24 protein-coding genes are annotated in these 22,866 nt (G+C 34.7%); 6 read left to right on the forward strand and 18 right to left on the reverse strand.

What is annotated here, in order from left to right; genetic code table 11:
* Window positions 1-70 precede the first annotated feature (70 nt).
* The gene (locus PFY10_12395; protein WBV55037.1) at window positions 71-265 is read left to right on the forward strand and encodes a hypothetical protein; all 195 of its coding nucleotides are present in this window, start codon (window positions 71-73) and stop codon (window positions 263-265) included.
* Between the two features lie 71 nt (window positions 266-336).
* Here the strand turns inward: PFY10_12395 and PFY10_12400 are convergent, their stop codons facing one another.
* The 8 genes from PFY10_12400 to PFY10_12435 form a co-directional block, all read right to left on the reverse strand.
* Complete coding sequence (locus PFY10_12400) at window positions 337-1,374, reverse strand: outer membrane beta-barrel protein (GenBank protein ID WBV55038.1); 1,038 nt, start codon at window positions 1,372-1,374, stop codon at window positions 337-339.
* A gap of 27 nt (window positions 1,375-1,401) precedes the next feature.
* On the reverse strand, window positions 1,402-2,016 hold the full coding sequence (locus PFY10_12405; protein ID WBV55039.1) for a hypothetical protein: 615 nt from the start codon (window positions 2,014-2,016) through the stop codon (window positions 1,402-1,404).
* A complete protein-coding gene (locus PFY10_12410) occupies window positions 2,003-2,563 on the reverse strand; it encodes an RNA polymerase sigma factor (protein WBV55040.1) in 561 nt (186 codons plus the stop codon). The genes PFY10_12405 and PFY10_12410 overlap by 14 nt, the downstream gene beginning before the upstream one ends.
* A 104-nt stretch (window positions 2,564-2,667) precedes the next feature.
* Window positions 2,668-3,603 carry a Dyp-type peroxidase gene (locus tag PFY10_12415; GenBank protein WBV55041.1) on the reverse strand — a complete coding sequence of 312 codons (936 nt, stop codon included), beginning with the start codon at window positions 3,601-3,603 and terminating at the stop codon, window positions 2,668-2,670.
* A 24-nt stretch (window positions 3,604-3,627) separates the two neighbouring features.
* Window positions 3,628-4,335, reverse strand: coding sequence for an ABC transporter ATP-binding protein (locus PFY10_12420; GenBank protein ID WBV55042.1), 708 nt, complete (start codon window positions 4,333-4,335; stop codon window positions 3,628-3,630).
* Between the two features lie 4 nt (window positions 4,336-4,339).
* A complete protein-coding gene (locus PFY10_12425; protein WBV55043.1) occupies window positions 4,340-5,806 on the reverse strand; it encodes a DUF5687 family protein in 1,467 nt (488 codons plus the stop codon).
* 48 nt (window positions 5,807-5,854) lie between these two features.
* Entirely contained in the window at window positions 5,855-7,504 is a 1,650-nt protein-coding gene (locus tag PFY10_12430) for a DNA repair protein RecN (protein ID WBV55044.1), read from the reverse strand.
* 73 nt (window positions 7,505-7,577) lie between these two features.
* Window positions 7,578-8,483 carry a DUF4835 family protein gene (locus tag PFY10_12435; protein WBV55045.1) on the reverse strand — a complete coding sequence of 302 codons (906 nt, stop codon included), beginning with the start codon at window positions 8,481-8,483 and terminating at the stop codon, window positions 7,578-7,580.
* A 294-nt stretch (window positions 8,484-8,777) separates the two neighbouring features.
* Between PFY10_12435 and PFY10_12440 the strand changes: the two genes are divergently transcribed.
* Window positions 8,778-11,543 (forward strand): T9SS type A sorting domain-containing protein, encoded by a 2,766-nt coding sequence (locus PFY10_12440; GenBank protein ID WBV55046.1) that lies wholly within the window; start codon window positions 8,778-8,780, stop codon window positions 11,541-11,543.
* A gap of 129 nt (window positions 11,544-11,672) precedes the next feature.
* Here PFY10_12440 and coaBC read toward each other — a convergent pair whose 3' ends face one another.
* From coaBC to PFY10_12460, 4 genes are all read right to left on the reverse strand, one after another.
* Window positions 11,673-12,887 carry a bifunctional phosphopantothenoylcysteine decarboxylase/phosphopantothenate--cysteine ligase CoaBC gene (gene coaBC, locus PFY10_12445; protein ID WBV55047.1) on the reverse strand — a complete coding sequence of 405 codons (1,215 nt, stop codon included), beginning with the start codon at window positions 12,885-12,887 and terminating at the stop codon, window positions 11,673-11,675.
* 122 nt (window positions 12,888-13,009) lie between these two features.
* On the reverse strand, window positions 13,010-13,333 hold the full coding sequence (locus PFY10_12450; protein WBV55048.1) for a DNA-directed RNA polymerase subunit omega: 324 nt from the start codon (window positions 13,331-13,333) through the stop codon (window positions 13,010-13,012).
* Window positions 13,334-13,374: 41 nt separating this feature from the next.
* A complete protein-coding gene (gene bamD, locus PFY10_12455) occupies window positions 13,375-14,370 on the reverse strand; it encodes an outer membrane protein assembly factor BamD (protein ID WBV55049.1) in 996 nt (331 codons plus the stop codon).
* Window positions 14,371-14,468: 98 nt separating this feature from the next.
* The gene (locus PFY10_12460; GenBank protein ID WBV55050.1) at window positions 14,469-15,098 is read right to left on the reverse strand and encodes a TetR family transcriptional regulator; all 630 of its coding nucleotides are present in this window, start codon (window positions 15,096-15,098) and stop codon (window positions 14,469-14,471) included.
* A 95-nt stretch (window positions 15,099-15,193) separates the two neighbouring features.
* Here PFY10_12460 and PFY10_12465 point away from each other — a divergent pair, with 95 nt between their 5' ends.
* The 4 genes from PFY10_12465 to PFY10_12480 all read left to right on the forward strand — a co-directional run bounded on the left by PFY10_12465 (window position 15,194) and on the right by PFY10_12480 (window position 17,607).
* Window positions 15,194-15,823: a TatD family hydrolase gene (locus PFY10_12465; GenBank protein ID WBV55051.1), complete on the forward strand. Its 630-nt coding sequence runs from the start codon at window positions 15,194-15,196 to the stop codon at window positions 15,821-15,823.
* Window positions 15,816-16,541 (forward strand): tRNA threonylcarbamoyladenosine dehydratase, encoded by a 726-nt coding sequence (locus tag PFY10_12470; protein WBV55052.1) that lies wholly within the window; start codon window positions 15,816-15,818, stop codon window positions 16,539-16,541. Before PFY10_12465 ends, PFY10_12470 begins: the two co-directional genes overlap by 8 nt.
* Window positions 16,541-16,915, forward strand: coding sequence for a ribonuclease P protein component (rnpA, locus tag PFY10_12475; protein ID WBV55053.1), 375 nt, complete (start codon window positions 16,541-16,543; stop codon window positions 16,913-16,915). Before PFY10_12470 ends, rnpA begins: the two co-directional genes overlap by 1 nt.
* A gap of 83 nt (window positions 16,916-16,998) precedes the next feature.
* Window positions 16,999-17,607 (forward strand): DUF4126 domain-containing protein, encoded by a 609-nt coding sequence (locus PFY10_12480; protein ID WBV55054.1) that lies wholly within the window; start codon window positions 16,999-17,001, stop codon window positions 17,605-17,607.
* A gap of 25 nt (window positions 17,608-17,632) precedes the next feature.
* Here PFY10_12480 and PFY10_12485 read toward each other — a convergent pair whose 3' ends face one another.
* From PFY10_12485 to PFY10_12510, 6 genes are all read right to left on the reverse strand, one after another.
* Window positions 17,633-17,815, reverse strand: a complete 183-nt coding sequence (locus tag PFY10_12485; GenBank protein WBV55055.1) for a hypothetical protein — start codon at window positions 17,813-17,815, stop codon at window positions 17,633-17,635.
* A gap of 9 nt (window positions 17,816-17,824) precedes the next feature.
* A complete protein-coding gene (locus PFY10_12490; GenBank protein WBV55056.1) occupies window positions 17,825-19,771 on the reverse strand; it encodes a hypothetical protein in 1,947 nt (648 codons plus the stop codon).
* A gap of 1 nt (window position 19,772) precedes the next feature.
* A complete protein-coding gene (locus tag PFY10_12495; GenBank protein WBV55057.1) occupies window positions 19,773-20,324 on the reverse strand; it encodes an LptE family protein in 552 nt (183 codons plus the stop codon).
* Window positions 20,314-21,018: a hypothetical protein gene (locus PFY10_12500; GenBank protein WBV55058.1), complete on the reverse strand. Its 705-nt coding sequence runs from the start codon at window positions 21,016-21,018 to the stop codon at window positions 20,314-20,316. Before PFY10_12500 ends, PFY10_12495 begins: the two co-directional genes overlap by 11 nt.
* A gap of 2 nt (window positions 21,019-21,020) precedes the next feature.
* Window positions 21,021-22,304 carry a sigma-54 dependent transcriptional regulator gene (locus PFY10_12505; GenBank protein ID WBV55059.1) on the reverse strand — a complete coding sequence of 428 codons (1,284 nt, stop codon included), beginning with the start codon at window positions 22,302-22,304 and terminating at the stop codon, window positions 21,021-21,023.
* 99 nt (window positions 22,305-22,403) lie between these two features.
* Entirely contained in the window at window positions 22,404-22,817 is a 414-nt protein-coding gene (locus tag PFY10_12510; GenBank protein ID WBV55060.1) for a hypothetical protein, read from the reverse strand.
* Window positions 22,818-22,866: the final 49 nt, after the last annotated feature.

Here is a 22,866-nt window from a genome sequence, read left to right on the forward strand (position 1 = left end):
ATTTAAGCACTGATCTTCTGATTATTTTTTTTCATAAATTAGTGATACATAAATATTTAAACTAATAACTATGAAAAATCTTGCAAAGCTTAACAGAGAAAATTTAAAGAAAATAGTGGGTGGACATACTTGTCCGAGTGGAACCCGTCACATCATTTACAACGGATATCATGGCTGCTGCTTATCCGCACCTTCAGGAAATCCATGTACTTCTGGAATGTGCTTTGTAGAAGCAGACATGTGTTCGGAAGAACCGCCAATGTAATTTCATAAACAAGGCCGGAAAATCATTTTCCGGCCTTTGTTCAATAGATTTATATAAATATATGTGTTTTCTTACCACCAAAGGGCTACTCCAAAAATCAGTGCTTTATCATTTTTAAAAGTATCATCTTTAAAGAAATTGCTGAAATCCTTCTTTACAAAAATACTGAAATCGTTATAGGAAAGTGTAACCTGACCACCATATACGAAAGGATTGACCTGGTAATTCGCACGGTCTCTCGAGTCGAATCCGTCTCCTTTGAAGATATTATTACTCGACATTTTTATCCCTCCATACACATTAGCTCCAACCTTGAATCCCTTATTATAGTCTCTGTACTGAATATCCATTCCTGCACTTTTAAGTTTTGAAAAATTATACTGCAACCCCAGAGGAATCATGATATAGCCCGTTCTCAACTTACTTTTATCTATACTTCCCTGATATTTCTGCAAATAGACATTCGAATTGGCATCCTTTGCAAAAATCATATTATCATCCAAACGCAGTGTTCTCCAGGAAAATCCAACACCGGAAATAAGCCCCCATGGACTGGTTCTGCTAAATTGATAGTTAAATTTAAAGCCAAATTCCAGATTATTGGAATATCCCATATGCTTATCGAGGTCATTATCGGACAAATTATTTGTAAGCGTCATTACTCCATAAGAGAAATAACCATCTAAACTTCTTGTCGGCCTGAACTTCTTCAAAAGCTTCGCCCTTAGTTCTTCCTTGGAAGTAACATCAGTATTGAGAAGTGAATACCTCACCTGTTTCTGAATCACCATATCGAGGTCAAAACCCAAATCCCGTATCCTTTGGTCAATTTTTTCTGAAAAGCGATCTGCAATGTCTGCTTTCTGCTTATTAAACTCATTCTTTTCGAGTCCTTTGCTCTGAAGATCTAAAAGCTCAGCTTCCATAAGTTTTTTCTCCTCCTGAATAATTGTATTAATCTCTGTAGCATATTCTTCTACTTTTTCCTTGACCATAGGACTCACATCGGATTCTTCTTTTGAAGGAAGATTAAACGTAGGTTTTTTCTGTGCATATGCTGTGGCTGAAAAAAGGCACACGAATCCTATCAGGATAAATTTCTTGATCATAGTATTATTTTTTTATCGTTAAAATTATTATTTGCCGTTCAGATCGATAGTCGCAACATTACTTTTGCCTTTGGTCTTTTCAATGGCATCTTTATGTTCAACCGAAAAAAGCAATGTTGAGGGGTCAACATATCTTTTCCTGCCAGCCGGTACCTTTGCAGAATCCGTCTGTGCAATAATTTTGGCAGGAGGTGTTTCTATAATAACAGGTATTAACTCAGAAGTGTTTTCTTTAATGACCGGTAATTTTTTGTTATCTCTGGATACAACTGCCTCAGGGGCCCCTAAATTCTCAGATGGTTCAGTATTCTTTGTCTCATCCTTCTTTTTTACATCCTGTAGCACCATTGCCGGAGATTCTTTTACCACTTCTCTTATCACTTTCTTTGCACCGGAAGGTATTTTTCTTTCTGTAATCTGAACTTCTGAAGGCTTTTGTTTATTGTAAAATACCAGAACAGAGCCTAAACTGAAAAGCAGGATAAGACACGCTGCAACCAATAACCAGTTAAGTTTTGATTTTGGACGATTATTCTGTGTGTGATTCTGAATTTCAGACCACAAATCTCTGGAAGGATTTATTTCCCTTTCTTCAATTTGTTTTCTGATCTTATTTTCAAAATTATTTTTAATAGTGTTCATTTTTTAGTGTTTTTTGTTGTTGAAAGTAAATTTTTCTTAATCTCTCTTTTGCTCTGAATAATTGCGTCTTGCTCATGGCTACGGAGATCTGTAGTGTATCGGCAATCTCCTGATGAGAGTATCCTTCCAAAACATAAAGGTTAAAAACCATTTTATATGCATCCGGCAACTGATCCAAGAGCTCCTGGGCATTAAAATCAAATACTAGCTCCTCTTCATTGCTTTCATCCATGAAAGATTGGTTGATTTCATCGAGGTAAAAAACGGTTTTACGGCTTTTGATAAAGTTTAAACATTCATTAACAACAATTCTTCTTGCCCATCCCTCAAGGTTACCTTCTCCTCTGAAACTTTCAATATGTTGAAAAATCTTGCAAAATGCTCTGATAAGGCAATCTTCTGCCTGATACAGATCACTGACGTAGCTTTTGCTTACACTTAGAAATTTTTTTACATTTTGATCATAAAAGAATTTCTGGGCAGCCGCATCCTGTTTTTTCAGGCGGCTAAGCAAATCCTCTTTTTTATTTCCAAACAAAAGTTTCATTTAAGATTAGTTTCTACTTTAAAGACAACAGGATTTCAAAAAGGTTACACCAAAAAATATTTTTTTATTTTAATTGATAAATATTATAACAGTTGATCCGTATTTTATCCCGAAAAAGCGTCCAGCATATCTCGGGTTGGAGCAAAGAATAATGTCCCTGTTTTAGCAGTGCTAAAATCTAAAATCCTGTCATAATTCCCTGCCGGATCGCCAATAAACATGTTGGTAAGCATTTTTTTCACTGTTGTAAAGGTGCTTGCATATGCGATAAAATAAGTTCCGAATTCATTGGTTGATGGATTCCCAAATGGCATGTTATCTCTAACGATTTTTAATTCTTCACCATTTTCACCTTCAATATTGGCTAAAGCAATGTGGGAATTAGATGGTTTTACGGAATCAGACATCTCAATGTCATTTTCCTTTGACCTTCCGATCACTTTTTCCTGTTCGTCAGTCGAAAGTCCTTTCCATGCATCCATATTGTGAAGGTACTTCTGAACAAAAAGATAGCTTCCCCCCTTGTAGGCTAAATCTTCGTCTCCTACTTTTGCAAAATAATCGCGGTCTTCTCCGTGCGGATTTTCGGTTCCATCTACAAACCCTAAAATTGACCTGGCATCCCAATATTTAAATCCATGAATTTCCAATATACTTTCAGCAACGGAGCTTAATAATTTTGATATCTCAATGGCCATATCAAAGCAAATACTTTTATTGTCTGCCCTTAAGTGAAAATGCAGGTCGCCGGAAGTAGCGACAGCAGTATGCTTTACCCCTTTTATTTCTTCGAAATTGGCTAATTCTTTAGGAAGTGGTGTTGGGAGATCCAGTTTTTTCCATGCTTCATATCCAATCGCCATAATACAGCTTGCTCTGCTATCCGGAAATCTGTTGAAAACAGAATTGTTAAGATTTAAAACCAAAGCGCATAGTTGCTGAAATATTTTTTTCAATTGAGGACCCTCATGTAGCTTCCACACCATAAAAATAGTGTTACTGTTAGGATAATCAGTAACGTTCTGAGACTCTTGATTCATTTGTATTTTGTTTTAAAATTAAAATTATAGGGAAACCTGATCCGCAAAGTACTGCTCAAGATCACGCAGCGTCTCCGGATTAGTCTGAATGTCTTTAACCATCTTTCCTTTATTAACCACCACAATCCTGTTGCACACTTCGGTTGTATGCGATAAATCGTGACTGGATATCAAAAAAGTAACTCCTTCTTGCTTGGAGAGTTCTTTGATCAGGTTTTTAAGCTTTATTTGGGTTGAAGGATCCAGGTTGGCAAATGGTTCATCCAAAATAATGATCTCCGGACTTCCGATAATCGCTCCCACAATTCCCACTTTTTTCTGATTACCCTTTGACAGATCCCGGACATATTTACCGGAGTTAAGGATTTCTCCATTAAACAAATCATAAAACGGTTTTAAAAACTCATCTACAGAGGCTTTGTTTTGCCCGCGCAGTTCACCGATAAAATAGAAGTACTCTTCGGGTGTTAGATAGCCTATTAAAAACGTATCATCTACAAACGCAGAAACTTTACTTTTCCATGCTTCAGATTCGTTTACTTTGATACCATCAATGCTCACAAAGCCTGTTGTCGGCTGAATAAGATCCAGCATCAGACTGAAGAGTGTCGTTTTCCCTGCACCATTATTTCCAACCAGCCCAAAAGTTTCTCCCTGAGGGATTTCAAGGTTTTCAATGTTTAGAACAGTAGCTGTACCGTATGTTTTGGATAAATTATGTATTGTGATCATTCTGTTAATCTTTATTTTTAAATGCCTCTAGTGTACTGTATTTTTCTCTTTTATAGTGCCTCACAATGATATCAAAGATCTTTTCTCTGAACAAGAAGCCAATCACGCCTAAAACTGCAATGCTGATTACGCCTCCTGTGATCCCGAAAGAATATTTAGAGATAGCAAAAACAGCCATGGGCAACAACATTTTAGGTATCAGCAATAACATTGCTTTTAAATTAAAACTATTTTTTTGGCCGATTCTTTTTTCCTTTGAATTAAGATCGATCTGCGTTTTATTAAACGCTCCTGACCATAATGTAAATTGTGAGTTAACTCCCATATTATATAGGCCTGCCGCTAAAAAAGTGATATATATTTCCCATCCGAAATACACATAAAATGCTGCAAGCACCATTGACAGAGAGGTTATAATATTCATGAGCCACCATTTGGCTTTAAGATATTCTTTATAGGGCACATTTAAGGTCATCATCAACGGATAATAAGAACTGTCGAATGCAGGAACTCTCTGTCCAAATAAAAATTGAAAGCCTCCAGTTACAAACAATCCCATAAACATCATCATAGCCGGAGTCTTATATACCGGAGAGACCAGCATCAGAAGACCATAAAAAACAAAAAAGAAACTTCCCAATAAAATACCTTTTGTTACCTTATTTCGTCTGAGCATTTTTACGTCATTATTGATAAAAGTTCCTAATACGCCATACTTATTCAAAAAGGCGATATTTTCTGTTTTACCAATCGTTTTTTTAGCTTCAAGTCCCTGATCAAGATAAAATTCCCTACGGATATGATTAAAGCATAACCACCACAATACTAGAAACAAAACAAAGGCGATTACTGCATAATACGGTTTTTCATAAAAGCTATAAAACACCGTTTCTGAATAAGATAAAACAGGAATAATCTGGTAATAGTTCAACAAAGCAAAAGCTCCAAAGACAATCGCTACTGCGATGGCAACCTTTTCTTTATCATTGAAAAATATATTAATAAAATTATTTAGGTAAAAAAGAGAAGAGACTCCTATGAACCACCCAAAAATTTCTAAAAACCCGTATCCATTGAATAAAGCGATCAAAGAAAAGGTAATCAGGAAAAGAGAATTAAACCAGCTGAATGCAGACAGAAATGTCTTTACCAGCATATAATTAACCAATGTTTTCTTTGAAATATTCAGGGTAAGAAAGGGCTTGATGTTCTGAGTAGGCATTTCTTGCCAGATGTATTTGGCAGCAAGGTCGATAATCCATCCTATAATTAAAAATCTTGAAACTATTTTTAAGGGATCCTGATGAAGCTCTTCCTGTACATAAAAGAAAGCTGCGAATGCTCCACCTGCTAAACATGCCATAAAATAAAGAATCCCCATAAAACGAAGGATCTTCATTGCCATGTTAATCCCAACGGAAGTACCACGAAAAAAACTCTTGATTTCTAACCTGAGGAATTTTAAAAACATAACCTTTTTTTTACATTAGTAAATATAATGTAAAAAATGTTACAAAACTCAGCCTATAAGCTCTTTGGCCTGTGCTAAAGCCGCTTCGGTAATCTTACTTCCAGAAAGCAATTGGGCAATTTCATTTAGCTTTTCATCTTCATTTAACGGGATAATTGTAGATTGTGTCCTTCCTGCAACATCCTGCTTTACCACTTTGTAATTATTATTTCCTTTGGCTGCTACTTGTGCCAAATGAGAAATCACAATGAGCTGCATGTCTTTTGACATTTCCCGCATCAGATTTCCTATCTCTTCAGCAACTTTTCCAGAAACTCCGGTATCGATCTCATCTAGGATAAGCGTAGGAAGATCATCACTTTCGGCAATAATCTTTTTTACAGCAAGCATTACTCTTGATCTTTCCCCTCCGGAAATAGCCGTCTGAATAGGACGTAAAGGAAATCCTGAATTAGCCTGAAATAAAAGCTGGATATTTTCTTTACCAAAAGCATTAAAATCCGGTACTGTCTCTAGCTCTATATCTACTTTTGCTTTTTCAAGTCCTAATTTCTTTAAAAGCTCTTCTGCTTTTTTGATAAATACAGGAATACTTTTTTTCCTGTTCTTGGAAAGTTTTTCAGAAAGGGATAGAAGCGATTTTTCTTTCTTTAATATATCTTCCTTAATTTCACTGATTAGTCCTTCCAGTTCGGACGCTCCTTTTTGTTCACCTGCAAGCTGATCCCTGATTTCTTTCAATTCGCTTACATCTGCAACATTGTGCTTTAAAAGCAATGCATTCAGCTTATTGTTAAGTTCAGAAAGCAATGCCAGATTTTCAGGATTGATTTCAATTTTTTCAGATTCATTTTCAAGCTCCGAGATGATATCTTTTATTTCCACGAATGATTCATCAAGCCTTCTATCGAGTTCAGAAAAGGTATGCGAAATATCTGCAATTTTTGAAAGCTTATTTTTAGCTTCATTAAAAAAGGATAAAATCCCTATTTCTTCCTGATGAAATCTTAATAAAATCTGAACAAGATTATCAGAAATCATTTCCGCATTTTCCTGAATCGAAAGCTGGCTTTGTAATTCTTCATAATCAATATCATCCAGTTTCAGATCTTCCAGCTCATTCAGTAAAAATAATTTGTAATCACTTTCTTTGTTGTTTTCAGAAAGCTGAATTTGCAGTTTTTTAAGTTGTGCTTTTAAGCTTTGAAATTCTAAAAACTCGTATTGATAATCTGAAATCAGCTGTTTGTTTTCAGAAAGTCCATCTATGATTTTAAACTGATATTCCGAGGTAAATAGATTGGAAGTTTCAAATTGGGAATGAATATCAATCAGCTGGGAAGAAAGTTCTTTTAAAACATCCAAAGTCACAGGAACATCATTAATGAAAGCCCTCGACTTTCCGGATGGCAGGATTTCTCTTCTGATAATGGTCTGATGCTCATAATCCAGATCGTTCTCTATAAAGAATTTTTTAAACTGGTTATCCAGAGAAAATTCGGTTTCTACAATACTTTTTTCTTCTGTTTTAGAAATAGATTTCAGATCTGCTCTTTCTCCTAAAATAAGCCTCAAAGCACCCAGTATGATCGATTTCCCAGCACCCGTTTCACCGGTAATCACCTGCAATCCGTTGTGCAAAGAAACTTCAAGAGTATCGATTAAAGCAAAGTTTTTAATAAAGATTTTCGAAAGCATAAATTTCCAGCAGATTAGTACTGCAAATATAAATTTTAGAATTAAGAATTCAAGATATTTATGTTCTTAAAATTTATTTCCACTTATTCCATTTATCATTAAACTTAGGAGCAAAAACCATCATCATCTGCTTAAGATCATTTAAAACTATTCCTCCGTTGTTGTTAGAGTTGAAAATATTAAAAATTTCATCATTCTTTACTTCAAGGAAAAGATTCAATGCATAATTCTGCTGGAAACTATTTTCATACGTTTTCAATTGCATCAGTGCATCGTATATAATTTTCTTAGGCTGTGTCTGATCCTGGTTGTATAAGTTATCTAATCCGGCTCTGTGATAAGTATAGTATATGGAGCGCAACTGACTTAAGTTAGGACCTGTTAGCTGACTGATCAGGACACCTCTGGTTCTTGGCCCCTCACTTCCGATCTGTGCCCAGCCTTTGTATCCTCTGTTTTGTGCATTCTGCGCGATTTGTTGTGCTTTTGCAAACCACTGTGTCCCTCCCATTGATTGAAAGCTATCGGCATCATAACCTAAAACAAGATATACATAGAAACTGATGACGTCAATAAGATTTTTACCCGAGAATTGCCTTTCGTTGAATATCAGGTTTTCATTTTCAACATATTCAAATTCGAAATTGGTATCCTGCAAGTTGATGAGCGGAGATTCATAATTCGAATTATAAACGGGACGAACTGCCTGAACAACAATATTTCCCCCATATTTGTTTCCATCTTTGGAAGTTAATACAATCGCAAAATTGGATTTTATTTTTTCAAAATTCTGAAGCTTTTTTCCCGTCCAGCTGGTATTATTAATAAAATCTTTAAGACTTTTTTCCAACGTTTTAAACGCCTGCTGATTACTTCCTCCCAACTGTTGAGAATTTACCTGCACGGTAGACAGTAATTCCTGAGAAAAGCTGACGTTATATATGAAGAGCAGTAAAAATAAACCTATTAGTTTTTTCATTATCTATTAAAAATTGAGAACGGAAATTTATTAAAATTATTCTTAGTATGTACTAAAGATACGACGAATTAGTTAAATTCAAATTAATTAAAGATAGCTACAGAAAAAAATAATTTAAAGCTGCCCCTATAGATAAAACTGTAACAAATCTCTATTAAAAAAAAGAAGTATAAATAATGATTCGTAAGTGTCTTTATTCCTGTAAAATATGGGACTCACTTGTAAGCTTTTCATCTTCATTATATTTTATAAAATTAATTTTTCAATTCCATATTTTTTTCTCAATTTCACTACATGAAAAAAATTCTATCACTATCTTTTTTCTTGATTGCCTTATTGACAATTAAGTCCCAAGCACCTATTAATGCTACTATCAAAGAAACGAATTTTTTCCCCGGATCCGAACCTTACGGATTATTACAAATGGGAAACAATTTGGTATTTGCTGCGGATACCGGTGGCGGAAATGAACCGCACAAATTTAATTTACAGACAGGAACAGCTGGAATGATACAGGATATCAATGGAAATTTTACAAGTAGTATGCTCACGAATGAATTCTATAAACTTAATAATAAAGCATATTATTTTGCCTCTGATAATTCTAATTTACAACTATGGTCTACTGATTTGTCATCAAATTTCACTTCAAAAGTTAAAGATTTTAATATCTATTACTATCCTTCTAGCAACAATAATATAATTGCTAAAGTTCTGAATAATAAGCTATATATAGTTTTTCAACAAAAGCTTTATATCAGTGATGGGACAACGGCAGGAACCTTCCAGATCAGTGACATTAACAATGTTGGAAATTCTCTACAGGAAAACAACGGAAATGTATTCTTTTTCGGAAGTAATAGCACATATGGAAGAGAACTATGGAAAACCGATGGTACTTTAGCCGGAACAACAATTGTTAAAGATATTAGTCCCGGTTCTAGTTCTTCCATTGGAAATGATAAAATGTATAAATTCAATAATAAAATTGTATTTATCGCCTCGAATAACAATAGTTTTGGATTATGGAGTACAGATGGAACTACTAGCAACACAATAAATTTCTATCCTTTAAGTGGCTATTCAGTTTTTTATGATTACGATGTTGAAAACTATAATGGTATGCTTTTCACGATAAACGGAGATTTATGGAAAACAGATGGGACATTAAACGGGACAAGCCTGATATATAACAATATACCTAACATCAATAAACTCACCTATTTTAAAAACAAAATTTATATTGATACAAATACCAATATATACTATGTTGACCAAGCCGATCAAGTTAATACCTTAAATAATCCTTCCGGAACCATTCTTCAGACAATTGCACCTAGTAGCAATGGAAATTATTTAGCGTTAAGAGAACGCAACAATGATATATCAAAAATATATTTTTTTGATGACGTCAATATCATGCAGTCGAATATTAAATTTACCCCTGACAATAAATTTATTGAGTATCAGGATAAATTGTTATTTTCCGGATATATTGACTCCTATGTAGATTACTATACTACATATAAGAATACTGAATTGTTTTCCTATAATCCGTCCACCAATATCTCAAAAGTTGAAAAAGATATAAGTTATGGCAGACACGGAACACCTCGTTATTATACTGAGTTAAATGGAGAGATCTTTTTCGTTGCGCGTGATGGTTACTATTTTCAGGTTTACAAGATAGATTCTAATAACAATATGATAAAATTAAGTAACGATTTGCAAGAATCATTTCCAGATAATTTCGAAGAGTATTATCCTGTTGCCGTGTCTGGAAATTACATTTACTTTCATAGCAATAAATTAATAAAAACAGATGTTATAGCAAATTCTACCCAACAAATTTCTCCACCAGTTAATGAAAAAATATATGGTACTTATTCATTAAACAACGATAAAATTCTTATCAAAACGTTTAATAGTACCGACAATTATATGAGAATGTGGAGCTTAGACAATAATACTTCAAATTTCTCATTGTTATTAGAAAAACCCGTCAACAATTTTCCGAATATACTCAATGTTGATGATGATTTTGTGAAAACTGATTCAGGCATTTACTTTAAAATGATCAATAATTCAGCAACAGAAATTTGGAAATCTAATGGTACTATTGCTACTACAGTTAAAGTTGCAGACTTATATAATATATATCCTTTTAGTATCTTTTTAAACAAGCTAAATAACAAAATATTCTTTTCTGATAATCCAAATTTCAGCTATAACAATACAAAACTGTATTATATTGATGAAACTACTAATCAAGTACATCTTGTAAAAGATTCATATTATAATATAAATGGAAAATCTTTTGTCAAAAACAATAAATTATTTTTCTTTTCAGGAACAAATAATGGGTTTATCACGGCATTGAATGTTACAGATGGGACACTACAAAATACTCAGGTTATTACACAAATCAATGTTGATGGAGCTTATGTAGTCAAAAAATGTGGAGATTTTAATTACTTCCTTGATTCTAATCAGCAGAAATTATTCAGAACAGATGGAACAGCATCCGGTTCAATTTTGATCACTACAGGAGCTCAGAATTATACAGAGCTTAATTGTATGAACAATGAAATATATGGATTAAATTCTAAGCAAAAGATTTTTAAAACTAACGGAAATTCCGGAAACTATCAGGAACTCAGCTTTGTCATAAATAATCAGATTTTACAGCCATCAGATTACCTTTGGATGAAAAGTTTATACACTCGTAATTCTAAAATATATTTCAGTATAGATGATTACAATCATGGTGAAGAACTTTTTGTTACTGAACAGATAAATACTTTAGCAACCCGTGAAGAAAATATAAGTAATAACGATAAAGTTATTATATATCCTAATCCGGCAACAGATTATGCTAACATTAAATTATTAAATAATTCGGAAAAAATTATAAAAATTATGATATATGATGTCAATGGTAGATTTATTTCCGAGTATAATAGCCCATTTATAAATGTTCAGCATATTCCGACGGGTATTTATTTCCTTAATATCATTACTGATTTGAAAAAATATAATGGTAAGTTGATAAAAAAATAACTTTAAAATTGATATTTTATAAAAAAGCCCGGAATATTTATTAATCCGGGCTTATTATTTCTTAATGTAATAGACTCTCCAAGATTAATAATGATAGACAGCACTACAACTCAATTAAATCTGAGCAAATTATTTTAAAAGTTGATCCTCAACGAAATTCAGAATATCTGTGGCTACATCCTCTTTTGATTTCAAATCAAATTCTTTCCTCTCTGTTTTGGTAAATATCCTTATTTTATTGGTGTCATTTTTAAACCCTGCCCCCGGATCACGAAGTGAATTGAGCACAATCATGTCAAGATTCTTCTTCTCCAGTTTTCCTTTAGCATTTTCCTCTTCATTCTGAGTTTCCAGAGCAAACCCAACCAAAAACTGACGAGTTTTCTTCTCTCCCATCGTTTTAAGGATATCCGGATTTTTAACCAATTCTATTGTAAGATTTTCATCGTTCTTTTTGATTTTCTCCCTGGCGACCTCTTTCGGGGCATAATCCGCTACAGCAGCACTTGCTATCGCAATGTCTGCATTTTCATAAAATTCAAATACTTTATCAAGCATTTCTTTCGCGGAAACCACTTTATGCAGCTCTATATTAGGAGAGTGGATAACCTGAGAACTTGGACCGGATACAAGAATCACTTTAGCTCCTCTCTTCGCGGCTTCTTCAGCTAATGAAAACCCCATTTTACCGGAAGAATGATTTCCTATAAACCGGACAGGATCAATAGCTTCATAGGTAGGACCTGCCGTGATCAAAACTGTTTTTCCTTTGAAAATTGTATTGTCACCGGCTGCAGCAAATGCAGCAAAAAAGTTATCAACGGTTTTGAAAATAGTGTCAGGTTCCGCCATTCTTCCCTGACCCACTAGACCACTTGCAAGCTCTCCGCTTTCTGCCGGAATAACAAAGTGCCCGAAATCCTCAGCCAGTTCCAAGTTTTGTTTTGTAGTTGGGTGGTCGTACATATCAAGATCCATTGCAGGGGCAATAAAAACGGGGCATTTCGCAGACATATACGTAGCCAGCACCAGATTATCACACATCCCATGGGTCATTTTGGCCAACGTATTTGCAGTGCAGGGAGCAACGATCATTACATCCGCCCACAATCCCAATTCAACATGGCTGTTCCAACTCCCATTTTCATTATAAAAATCAGTAAATACAGGCTTCCTGGATAATGTAGAAAGGCTTAGTTTAGTAACAAAATGTTTGGCATCAGGTGTCATGATAACCTGCACTTCCGCACCATTTTTTATAAAGTCTCTTATCAAAAGGTGAATTTTGTAAGCAGCAATTCCTCCAGAAACGGCAATAAGAATCTTTTTTCCGGAAACACTCATTTAGTTTTAATTTTTTAAAACACTAAATTACTTATTTTTTCCCACAACAGGTTTACAAACGACAAAGGTCATAAAGAAATTATTCCCTTATGACCTTCATTTATAAAAAATACAAATGATTTTTATTTTCTTTCTTCAGTTTTTCTGAAGTACACGTCTTCGTTCAACCATTCTTCAATTGCAATAGAAGTTGGTTTTGGAAGTTTTTCGTAATGTTTGGAGATTTCAATCTGCTCTCTGTTTTCGAAAACCTCTTCCAATGTAGAATTGTGAACAGCAAATTCATCTAATTTATTATGCAATTCAGTACGAATTTCTGCATTAATCTGCTCTGCTCTCTTTCCCATGATAACAATAGCTTCATAGATTGAACCTACTTTATCTTCAATCTTGTCTTTATCGTAAGTAATTGTATTTACTTCTGCTTTTGTATCTTTTACACTCATTTTGAGAAAATTATTTATTTATAAGGTGGCAAATTTACGAATTATCTTTTGATTTTGAAAGTGGCAGCCGGAGGAGGTGTTTGTAACGCAGCACTATCCCTCTGAATCTGTAATGCTTTCTTTTCTGTAGCGACCTGATCTTTGATCTGCTGATCGGTCTTTGTTCGTGCTTCCAGCTTCTCAGCTTCTTTCTTTTGCCTTGCTGTTAATGTCGCCAATCTGGCTTCTGTCTGCTTCTTAACAACTGCAAAGTTTTGCTTTTCTTTATCCAGCTTCTCTCTAAGATCTACTGCTGTTTTAGAATATTCTGTGTTCGGAAGCTCTTTTTCTACCTGCCTTGTAAATGCTATTGCACTTTCAATACGTTCTTCTTTAAGTCCGTATACTGAATTTTGTGCAAGCAAATAACGGGACTTCATCATATAATCATAGATTTTCGGACGAAGCTTTGTACTTGGAAAATCTTCCAATACGTTTTCCAAGGCAACAGTGGCTGATTTATAATCACCCATTTTATAGTATTGTCTTGCGTTTTCGTAGGATTTAAATTCCAGTTTATAAGTCAGCTCATCAATAAGCTGGTTGATATTTTTAGATCTTTCAGAATTTGGATAGTTGTTAAGGAAGTCTTGTAATTCATTGACTGCCAACTCAGTACTTGACTGATCCAGGTTATAATCCATAGATCCTTCATAGTAACATAGTGCAGACATATACGCTGCTTCCTCAGCTCTCGGGTCTTTTGGAAAACTTACTGCAAAGTTTTTGAACTGGTGTCCTGCCAACTTATAGTTCTTATCATAGTAGTTTGCATAAGCCGTATTAAATCCAACATTCGGAAAGTCATCAGTCCCTGCAACTAGGTTAGCAAGCCTGTCATAAAGAGCCAAAGCATTTTTCCATTTCTTTTTAGCAAAATTTTCATTAGCTGCTTTTAAGATGAAGGCTTTATCAGCACTTTTCAATGCTTTTTCCTGCTGACTCGCGCATGATGAAATTACAGCTATGGCAAAAAGACCTAAAATATATTTTTTCATAAAAAATTCAACCGTTATTGGATTATTCCAATCTATTAATTTGCAAAAATATAACTTTTTTATCAATAGATTTTTTTTTATGATTATTTAACGTAATTTTAGTCTGCAGCGTATCCTAATATTGCAAAAACACTCAATAAAAGGTTCATTCTGATTTTTTTCTCCGCTTCTTTAGCATAAGCTTCCTCATTTTTACTCGGTACATATAGTTCATAGAAATTCTTATTTCTAATGACAAATAATGTAGATCCCAGAATCGTTGTAAGGATATCTTCTGGCTTCGGAGTAAATGTAAAAACTCCGGACGCAACTCCTTTTTTGATCACCTCATCCAGTTTTTTTACAAAAAGCTGATAAAAATCCAGCAATTCAACTTTCAGGTTATCCGTATGTCGAAGCTCCTGAGTAACAAAGCCATGAAAATAATTATATTTAAATAATTGTGATACAATATATTTTATAATTTCTTTCATCTGCATCTCTGGTTTACCGTCTTTAATGGTATCAGCAAATTCCGAAAAATTTTCTCTGGTCTTTAGCACTCTGTACTGATAGAGGTAAGACATCATTTTTTCCTTGGACCCAAAATAATAAGAGATCATGGCTACATTAATGTTTGCTTTAGAGCAAATGTCTCTTACCGATGTTCCTTCATACCCTTTTTTCGCAATAAGCTCCTCCGCAATATCCAAAATATGGATCTGTTTTTCGGTAAATTTTTTTTTCATAAAGTGTCGCTTTTGAGTAAAGTTAAGAAATTTTTAACATATTTATAAACGTTTGTTTAAGAATTTTAAATTAATTCCAAATTATAGTATTTTTGATGATGGAATTTTTTGATTTTCACCATCATAAAAAAAATGTCTGCGACGGTATCTATAATCTGGATATCGGAGATACTGTACCCAGTACATTTTATTCTGCGGGTATTCATCCAAAAGATATTGATCCGGACAAGATTGAAGAGCAGTTCAACTGGCTGGATTCCGCAATTCATAACAATTGCCTTACTATAGGAGAATGTGGCCTTGACAGCTTTGTTCCGGTTGATATGAAAATCCAGGAAAGTGTATTTTTAAGACAGATCAAATTGGCGAATGAATTAAAAAAGCCGATGGTTATTCATTGTGTCCGAAAATTCTACGAAGTCATTTCATTTAAAAAAAAGGCAGAACAGCCTATGATTATTCATGGTTTTAATAAAAAACAAAGCATCGCCGAAGATCTGCTAAAGAATAATTTCTATTTGAGTTTTGGAAAAGCTGTTTTGTATAATTTATCTTTGCAAAATATTGTGAAAATTACTGCTTTAGATAAAATCTTTTTAGAAACCGATAACGATGATTTTAATATTGAATTATTGTACAGCAAAGTTTCGGAAATAAAAGGTATTTCTCAGGAAAACTTAAACAAACAAATTTTAGAAAATTTAGAGACGATAAAAAATGGATAAGTATTGGTTGGAAAGAACAGAGCTTCTTATTAAGGAAGAAGGACTCGAAAAGTTGAATAAAGCGACTGTTCTTGTAGTAGGATTAGGTGGAGTAGGCTCGTTTGCCGCTGAATTTTTAGCAAGATCCGGGGTCGGAAATATGACGATTGTAGATGGCGATACGGTAGATATCACAAACATTAACAGACAATTACCGGCATTACATTCTACTATTGGAAAGCACAAGGTTGAAATCGTTGCCGAAAGACTCTTAGATATTAATCCAAAACTTAATTTAATAACCATCAATGAGTTTTTAAATCCTGAAAGAATGGATCAGATCCTCGATGAAAACAAATTTGATTATATTCTTGATTGTATTGATAGCGTAACTCCAAAGCTTACATTGTTAATTGCTGCAAGAAGAAGAAAAATTAAGATCGTAAGCTCTATGGGAGCGGGTGGAAAAACAGATCCAAGCAAAGTAATGGTGAGAGACATCAGCAAAACCCACAACTGCTATCTGGCCAAGCAGGTTAGAAAAAGGCTTAAAAAGGAAAAAATAAATAAAGGCATCCGTTGTGTTTTCTCTAATGAACTTCAAAATGAGGAAAGTTTGAAAATGACAGATGGAACAAATTACAAAAGGTCTTTTTATGGGACTATCAGCTATATACCTGCCATTTTTGGATTGTATGCAGCGGCAGAAGTTATTAATCATTTAGTAAAAAAAGGCTAATGCAGAATTTCAGATACCCAAAGGAGGAAAAACTCAAAAAGACCAATGACATCACCTTGCTTTTCGAAAAAGGTAAATGGAGAACCAATGGGAATCTGAGAATTATTTTACTTAAGGACAAACCTAATTTACCTGTTGAAGTTTCTAAATTCGGGGTTTCCGTATCTAAAAGGTATTTTAAAAAAGCAGTTCACAGAAACCGCATCAAAAGATTATTGAGAGAATGCTATCGCTTACATAAAGATCTTTTTAAAGAATCTTTTGGAGAAAAGACGATGGCCATGCTTTTTTGGATCTCCCCTGAACTTCCGCAAAAGTTCCAGGATGTAGAAGCCCAGTTCATCAAACTATGCCAGGCTCAGAAAAAACAGTAAACTCCTCATATTTTCTGTAATTTTCAGATAAGCTTACAATAGTTTTTGTAACTTTAGGGAACACAACCAATTTGAAAATTAATATGTTAGACAATATTCCCTATCTCCCTTATGTATTAAGTGCATTCATTGGCATTGGCCTGTCCGCAGCAACAGGCTTCAGGGTATTCCTTCCTCTGTTTGCCGTAAGCCTGGCATCCTACTTACACTGGATCCCTATGAATGATCAATTTGAATGGCTTGCCGGGCTCCCAACACTTATTACAACAGGCATTGCTACGATCGCGGAAATTTTAGCCTATTATATTCCATTTATTGATCATCTGCTGGATACACTGTCTGTTCCATTGGCAACTATTGCAGGATCCATCCTTTTCGCAAGCCAGTTTGCCGATTTTGGAACATTTCCGCAATGGGCATTGGCTATTATTGCCGGAGGCGGAACTGCCGCAACAATCAGTTCCGGATTTGCAGGAATCAGGGCTGCCTCCACAGCCACCACAGGAGGCTTAGGCAATTCTATTGTAGGGACCACTGAAACAGCAGGTGCAGGAATTATGTCCGTTCTGGCCATGGCCGTTCCTGTTATTGCGGCTATACTGGCTGTTATTTTAGTAATTATGGTAATTGTTATGGGACGTAAGGCCTGGAAAAAATTAAAACGCAGTAAACAGACTATTGATAAAGTATAAAAAATACAGAAGGCTGAATATGAATTCAGCCTTCTGTATTTTTATTCGAACGAACTGTTTTATAAATGGCGTAAGCAAAAGGGAAAAAAACCGATGCATAAGACATTTTCAGTCCTTTATAAAACTCTTTTGGAGGATAAAATAAAAATGAAAGCAAGAATCCTAAAACAAGAAATCCAACAATCAGTACTATTACTCTCTTATTCATCTTTAAATTTTAATTTTTCCCTCTTATATCTTTTACTTCCTGTATTTTATCTTCAAAATACGATTTCTTTTCAGGATGTTTACCTGCTAATATTTCAAAAGCTTTTATTGCCTTTGTATATAGTTTTTGTTCAATATATAATCGTGCGAGTGTTTCCGTCATTAAATGTGAGATATCATCGTTTTTTTCTTTTACAACGAAGTTGCTCTCATCTTTTAACTGGCTTATTTTAGGATTATTCTCAATGAATGATTCAATCACTTTATTTTTAAGCTCAGCTTTATCCTTTTCAGGATCTTTCTCAGTACGATCTATCTTTAACCAACTCTGCCATGTATTGATAAATCCCGGAACATTGCTGTCAGCAGGATCCGCAGTGGCCTCTTCCAAATGAGGTTTCTCAGATGCAAGATCTTCCGTATTGTTATCATTTTCTTCATCATTTTTAGTAGCCATCGTCCAGCTTGAAATATCTGAGCTGAAGAAAGAAACATTCATCACAGGGGCTTCTTCTTTATTTTCTTCTACAGAAGCTGCCTGAGATATTTCTGATTCTTCCTTAACGGGTTCCTGCTCTTCTATATCCTCTTTAACAATCTGGTGCGTTGTCTCTTCTTTTGGTGCTTGTTCTTCTTCAGGAAGTTCTGCCGATACAATTTCTTCTTTTGGTTGAGAAACAGGTGCCGGTTTATTGATAAGTGAATCTGGAGTATGGGATTCGAAACTCATAGGCTTCCATTCTGATTTCACTTCTGTGGCAATTCGAGGTTCTGATTCTTCCTGGTGAGCTTCAGCTTTGATCTCTTCTGAAGGATTAGTCACTTCGTGCACCGGTTCAGCTTTCTGTATCTCTTCCGCTTCAATTCCTTTTTCAACTTCAGGATGAAAACTCTGCGTTTCTGAAAAATTAATATCACGACTCAGAATTTCTGGTTCCGGATCTCGTTTTTCCTCAGTGACAGCCTTAGTTGCCTTCATTTTCTTTTCTACCTCTTCAATAAGCCTTCTCATTTCTTCTTCGTGCTTATTGAATCCCTGTTGTGCAACTTCAGCAACAGCAAGCTCATCGTTGCTGCCAGATTCAATCTTCACTTCCGGCATAAAGGAATCAGTACCATGGAAACTCAGTTCCGAATCATCGGTTATTTCTTCTTTTTCAACAGGGGATGTAATCTGATCCTCATTGATTATTTCTTCCGGGGTGTAAGTTTGTGACTCAGGTTCAGTAAAATCCTGATTTTCATCCGAAGTAAGCTCTGTTTCTTCTGTATCCCTAACTTCAATAATTTCAGCTTCAGAAGAAGTCGCCGTTTCTATTTCCTCTGCATTTATTTCTGGGGACTCTTCTACTTTATCCTCTTTAGCCGGTAATTGCTCAGTAATTTCTTTTTCTAAAGGTAAATTTTCAGGGAGTATTTGCTTTTGTGTAACTATCGTTCCTGATTCCAGCGTAGATTGTAAGTCAATTGTTTCGATATTGTTATCATCAAGAAAGTTTTCCTCTCCTTCAAACAAAATTCTGTTTCGTTCACCGTTTACATAAATATGTTTAATTTCCGGAAGTGGTGCCGGCAGCTTGTTAGTTGCTTCTTCTTTAGTCTGTATCTTCTCAGGTAGCTCTTCCCTTTTGATTGGGAAGCTTTTACTTTTAGGAAAATACCTTGAAGCATTCTCTTTATCCGTTACCACTTTATTTTCAGGAGCTGCAGGTTTCGTTTTTTCCTGAATTTTACCATTTATAAGCTGATAAAGAATCTTCTTATCAGTGGTATAAGCTGCAGTTGTAGACAATTCCTTCTGATAGTTTTCCTGATCATAAAGATGAATACCATATAAATGTAAAGCTCTTATATTCTGAATGTAGGGAAAAGAATTAATTTCTTCTTTCAAAAGATGAAGATCTTCCGATTGAATATTTTTGGGGTTCTTTAATAATTCTAAAACTCTGCTATTCATCTTACCAGTTCGCTACAATATCGTTAAATATCTTATTAATGATTCTTTCGTTTACAATTTTAACCTGCGAGGTTTCTATCGCACTTTGAGACAAGCTACTGTTGAATACAGCTTCATCTGAATATGTACGGTCAAAACTCAGGTCAGGATGAAGTTTATTCTCATAATGCACTTTTACAGTGATCGTTAGCTTATTTTGAGATTCTTGTATAACTCCTCCCGTAGCTGTTGTCTGAGTATTGGAGCTAATAGTAGTAGGAGTAATAGAATAGTCCGTAATTTCTCCTTCCACTAAGATGTCCGCATTCTCTTTTGTTCCTTTTAGCGTCGTTCTTTGTAGAAAACGATTTTGAATATCGGTAGAAAACTGCTGAGATAAAGTAGGATTTACTAAAGCCGCATTATTGGGAAATTCATTAATCTGAATCGTTTTCTCGTCTTTTAAAGACGATCCGGTAAAACTATAACACGAGTTTAGGGTACTTAAGCAAAGTAACAAAAACCCAACAATTTTCAGGCGCATTATACTGATATTCTTAATGTTAAAATTCATTTTTCGTTCCGATTTCTTTTATTTCATCATATTCTATCTGCTGGATTGCATCCTCAAACGCAAAGTAATGGGTTGTATAAAAATAAGGCATTGTGATAAGAATACCAATACCACAAAGAAGTATTCCTATCTGGGAAAGAAACCCAACAATAATCGCAAATAAAAAGATAGTCAAGAGATTATTCCTAGTCATAATCCTCGACATGATCCATGCTGTTTTTATATCATTAACCTTTTTAAGAGATATGAGCCCTGGAATATAAAACCCAAGTAAAGCTACAATAAAAACAGCAATTACAATGAGGAATATATAAAGGACCGTAAATAATCCGAATGCGGGTGGAACAGCATCTCCATCCACTACAGATACAGAAGTAAAAGGAATAAAAATAAACATCGGAATATAAAGAGCGAAAACTCCTCCAATAATGATCAGCTGTACGATAAAATAAGGTAAAAAATCATCGAAATTAAAAATTTCACCTGCGCTCACCTGTTCTCCTTTATTGACTTTCCGGCAATATTTGTAAAAATTACCCATTGCCAGTAGTCCACAAAAAGGTATAATAGACATTACCATACACAAAATGTAAGCTACTATAAAATTCCCAAAATCTTTCTTTAAAAGTTCCAGGCCTTTGTTCAGGTAATCGTTTAGTTTAAATTCGACAGGCTTTGCCTTATTATTCATCATACTTAGTCTTCTAGATTATATTGTTTTATCTTTCTGTATAGTGTTCTTTGTGAAATGCCCAACTCATCAGCTGCTTTATTCCGACGTCCCTTATGCTTCTCTAATGCTTTAATAATCAAATCTTTTTCATTATTTTGAAGCGAAAGTGATTCCGGCTTATTTTCTTCAATCTCTATATCCTGAATATCTTCATAACTATCATCGGGAGTCGAAATAATAGTTGGAGTCTGGACTACAGGATGATTATCTTCAAAATAAAGTAGGGAATTAGCATTAGTATTTTGCTGTGAATCCGAAGTGTAAAGTCTGTTGATCAAAGTTTTTTCCTGGGAACTTAGATCGCCTGCTCCTCTGTTTTTTATTAATTCAGAAGTCAGAGATCTCAGATCATTGATGTCATTCCTCATATCAAACAGGATTTTATACATAATCTCTCTTTCGTTTCCGAAGTCACTCTGTTTCTGAGCATTAGGCGTATTAACAACCATTGGCAAATGGCTTTCGGTCGGTATGTACTCCGCCAGTTTTTCAACGCTTATATTTCTTTCTCTTTCCACCACGGTCATCTGCTCAACTAAGTTTCTTAACTGACGTACATTCCCGGGAAAGCTATAATTTTCTATATAATGAACTGCACTTGGCTCTAAAACCAACTCAGGCATTCTGTATTTTTCCGCAAAATCGATTGCAAACTTTCTGAAAAGCAGATGAATATCTCCTTTTCTATCTCTCAAAGGCGGCATATCGATCTGCACAGTATTCAAACGATAAAATAAATCTTCACGGAACCGTCCGTCCTGGATCGCCTTCATCATATTTACATTGGTTGCAGCAACAATCCTCACATTGGTCTTTTGTACCTGAGAAGATCCAACCTTCATAAATTCTCCACTTTCTAAAACCCTTAAAAGGCGGACTTGTGTTTGCAAAGGAAGTTCACCCACCTCATCCAGGAATATTGTTCCGCCATCTGCCACTTCAAAATAACCTTTTCTAGTTGCTGTAGCTCCGGTAAATGCTCCTTTTTCATGTCCAAATAATTCGGAATCAATGGTTCCTTCCGGAATAGCACCGCAATTGACAACGATGTAAGGCTGATGTTTTCTTCTGGATTCTGAATGAATAATCTTAGGGATAAATTCTTTTCCTACACCACTTTCCCCGATGACCAGAACGGAAATGTCTGTTGGTGCCACCTGAATAGATTTTTCCAAGGCACGGTTTAATGCAGGAAAATTACCAATTATTCCAAAACGGTTTTTTATATTTTGTAAGTCGTTACTCATAAGTAAATTAGATTATTGATCTTAAATTTCGCCTACCTTCAATTTTGTTTTAGTAAGCATCATTAATTTGTTTAAATAAAAAAAGTTTAAATTTTAATTTTAACTTATTATATCCAAATAATCTTTGTTTCTGATTTTGGAAACTTTACTTTTAAAGTTGAAAGCTTTAGCAGATGCATATCCGGCCGCTTTTTTCTCAAAATTCCTTAGAATCTCATCATATTTTCCAGCTTCACCTCTACCTCCATGCTCATTAAAACCCGGATTATGATCTCTATTTGAACTTAGATCTCCGGCGTTTTGCTTTTGGCTGATAGCGGTGTAGTGAATTTTATGCTTTCTCTCGGAAAGATGAGATCCTTCACAATCTTGAGAATTTAAAAACTGATGATAGACATCATAAAGCCTATGAATGGTGGTATTTTCAGCAGAACAGGTTGTGTTTTGTGCTGAAATATTACTGCAGATTATTACCAATAAAACACTCAGGCAATATTTATGAAGCTTTTCCATTGTCTATTTTATGGTTATTGATAATAATTTATAGTTTATAATTTACTCC

Origin of the sequence: Chryseobacterium daecheongense (assembly GCA_027920525.1) — a bacterium.
Classification (GTDB): domain Bacteria; phylum Bacteroidota; class Bacteroidia; order Flavobacteriales; family Weeksellaceae; genus Chryseobacterium; species Chryseobacterium proteolyticum.

What these genes read in the sequence shown, in the direction of transcription:
- PFY10_12395 (WBV55037.1), top strand. Translation starts at nt 71, where the DNA reads ATGAAAAATCTTGCAAAGCTTAACAGAGAAAATTTAAAGAAAATAGTG.
- PFY10_12430 (WBV55044.1), bottom strand. Translation starts at nt 7,504, where the DNA reads ATGCTTTCGAAAATCTTTATTAAAAACTTTGCTTTAATCGATACTCTT.
- PFY10_12480 (WBV55054.1), top strand. Translation starts at nt 16,999, where the DNA reads ATGTTAGACAATATTCCCTATCTCCCTTATGTATTAAGTGCATTCATT.
- PFY10_12500 (WBV55058.1), bottom strand. Translation starts at nt 21,018, where the DNA reads ATGATGAATAATAAGGCAAAGCCTGTCGAATTTAAACTAAACGATTAC.
- PFY10_12470 (WBV55052.1), top strand. Translation starts at nt 15,816, where the DNA reads ATGGATAAGTATTGGTTGGAAAGAACAGAGCTTCTTATTAAGGAAGAA.
- PFY10_12485 (WBV55055.1), bottom strand. Translation starts at nt 17,815, where the DNA reads ATGAATAAGAGAGTAATAGTACTGATTGTTGGATTTCTTGTTTTAGGA.
- PFY10_12420 (WBV55042.1), bottom strand. Translation starts at nt 4,335, where the DNA reads ATGATCACAATACATAATTTATCCAAAACATACGGTACAGCTACTGTT.
- bamD (WBV55049.1), bottom strand. Translation starts at nt 14,370, where the DNA reads ATGAAAAAATATATTTTAGGTCTTTTTGCCATAGCTGTAATTTCATCA.
- PFY10_12435 (WBV55045.1), bottom strand. Translation starts at nt 8,483, where the DNA reads ATGAAAAAACTAATAGGTTTATTTTTACTGCTCTTCATATATAACGTC.
- coaBC (WBV55047.1), bottom strand. Translation starts at nt 12,887, where the DNA reads ATGAGTGTTTCCGGAAAAAAGATTCTTATTGCCGTTTCTGGAGGAATT.
- PFY10_12490 (WBV55056.1), bottom strand. Translation starts at nt 19,771, where the DNA reads ATGAATAGCAGAGTTTTAGAATTATTAAAGAACCCCAAAAATATTCAA.
- PFY10_12440 (WBV55046.1), top strand. Translation starts at nt 8,778, where the DNA reads ATGAAAAAAATTCTATCACTATCTTTTTTCTTGATTGCCTTATTGACA.
- PFY10_12415 (WBV55041.1), bottom strand. Translation starts at nt 3,603, where the DNA reads ATGAATCAAGAGTCTCAGAACGTTACTGATTATCCTAACAGTAACACT.
- PFY10_12405 (WBV55039.1), bottom strand. Translation starts at nt 2,016, where the DNA reads ATGAACACTATTAAAAATAATTTTGAAAATAAGATCAGAAAACAAATT.
- rnpA (WBV55053.1), top strand. Translation starts at nt 16,541, where the DNA reads ATGCAGAATTTCAGATACCCAAAGGAGGAAAAACTCAAAAAGACCAAT.
- PFY10_12400 (WBV55038.1), bottom strand. Translation starts at nt 1,374, where the DNA reads ATGATCAAGAAATTTATCCTGATAGGATTCGTGTGCCTTTTTTCAGCC.
- PFY10_12460 (WBV55050.1), bottom strand. Translation starts at nt 15,098, where the DNA reads ATGAAAAAAAAATTTACCGAAAAACAGATCCATATTTTGGATATTGCG.
- PFY10_12410 (WBV55040.1), bottom strand. Translation starts at nt 2,563, where the DNA reads ATGAAACTTTTGTTTGGAAATAAAAAAGAGGATTTGCTTAGCCGCCTG.
- PFY10_12450 (WBV55048.1), bottom strand. Translation starts at nt 13,333, where the DNA reads ATGAGTGTAAAAGATACAAAAGCAGAAGTAAATACAATTACTTACGAT.
- PFY10_12510 (WBV55060.1), bottom strand. Translation starts at nt 22,817, where the DNA reads ATGGAAAAGCTTCATAAATATTGCCTGAGTGTTTTATTGGTAATAATC.
- PFY10_12495 (WBV55057.1), bottom strand. Translation starts at nt 20,324, where the DNA reads ATGAATTTTAACATTAAGAATATCAGTATAATGCGCCTGAAAATTGTT.
- PFY10_12425 (WBV55043.1), bottom strand. Translation starts at nt 5,806, where the DNA reads ATGTTTTTAAAATTCCTCAGGTTAGAAATCAAGAGTTTTTTTCGTGGT.
- PFY10_12505 (WBV55059.1), bottom strand. Translation starts at nt 22,304, where the DNA reads ATGAGTAACGACTTACAAAATATAAAAAACCGTTTTGGAATAATTGGT.
- PFY10_12465 (WBV55051.1), top strand. Translation starts at nt 15,194, where the DNA reads ATGATGGAATTTTTTGATTTTCACCATCATAAAAAAAATGTCTGCGAC.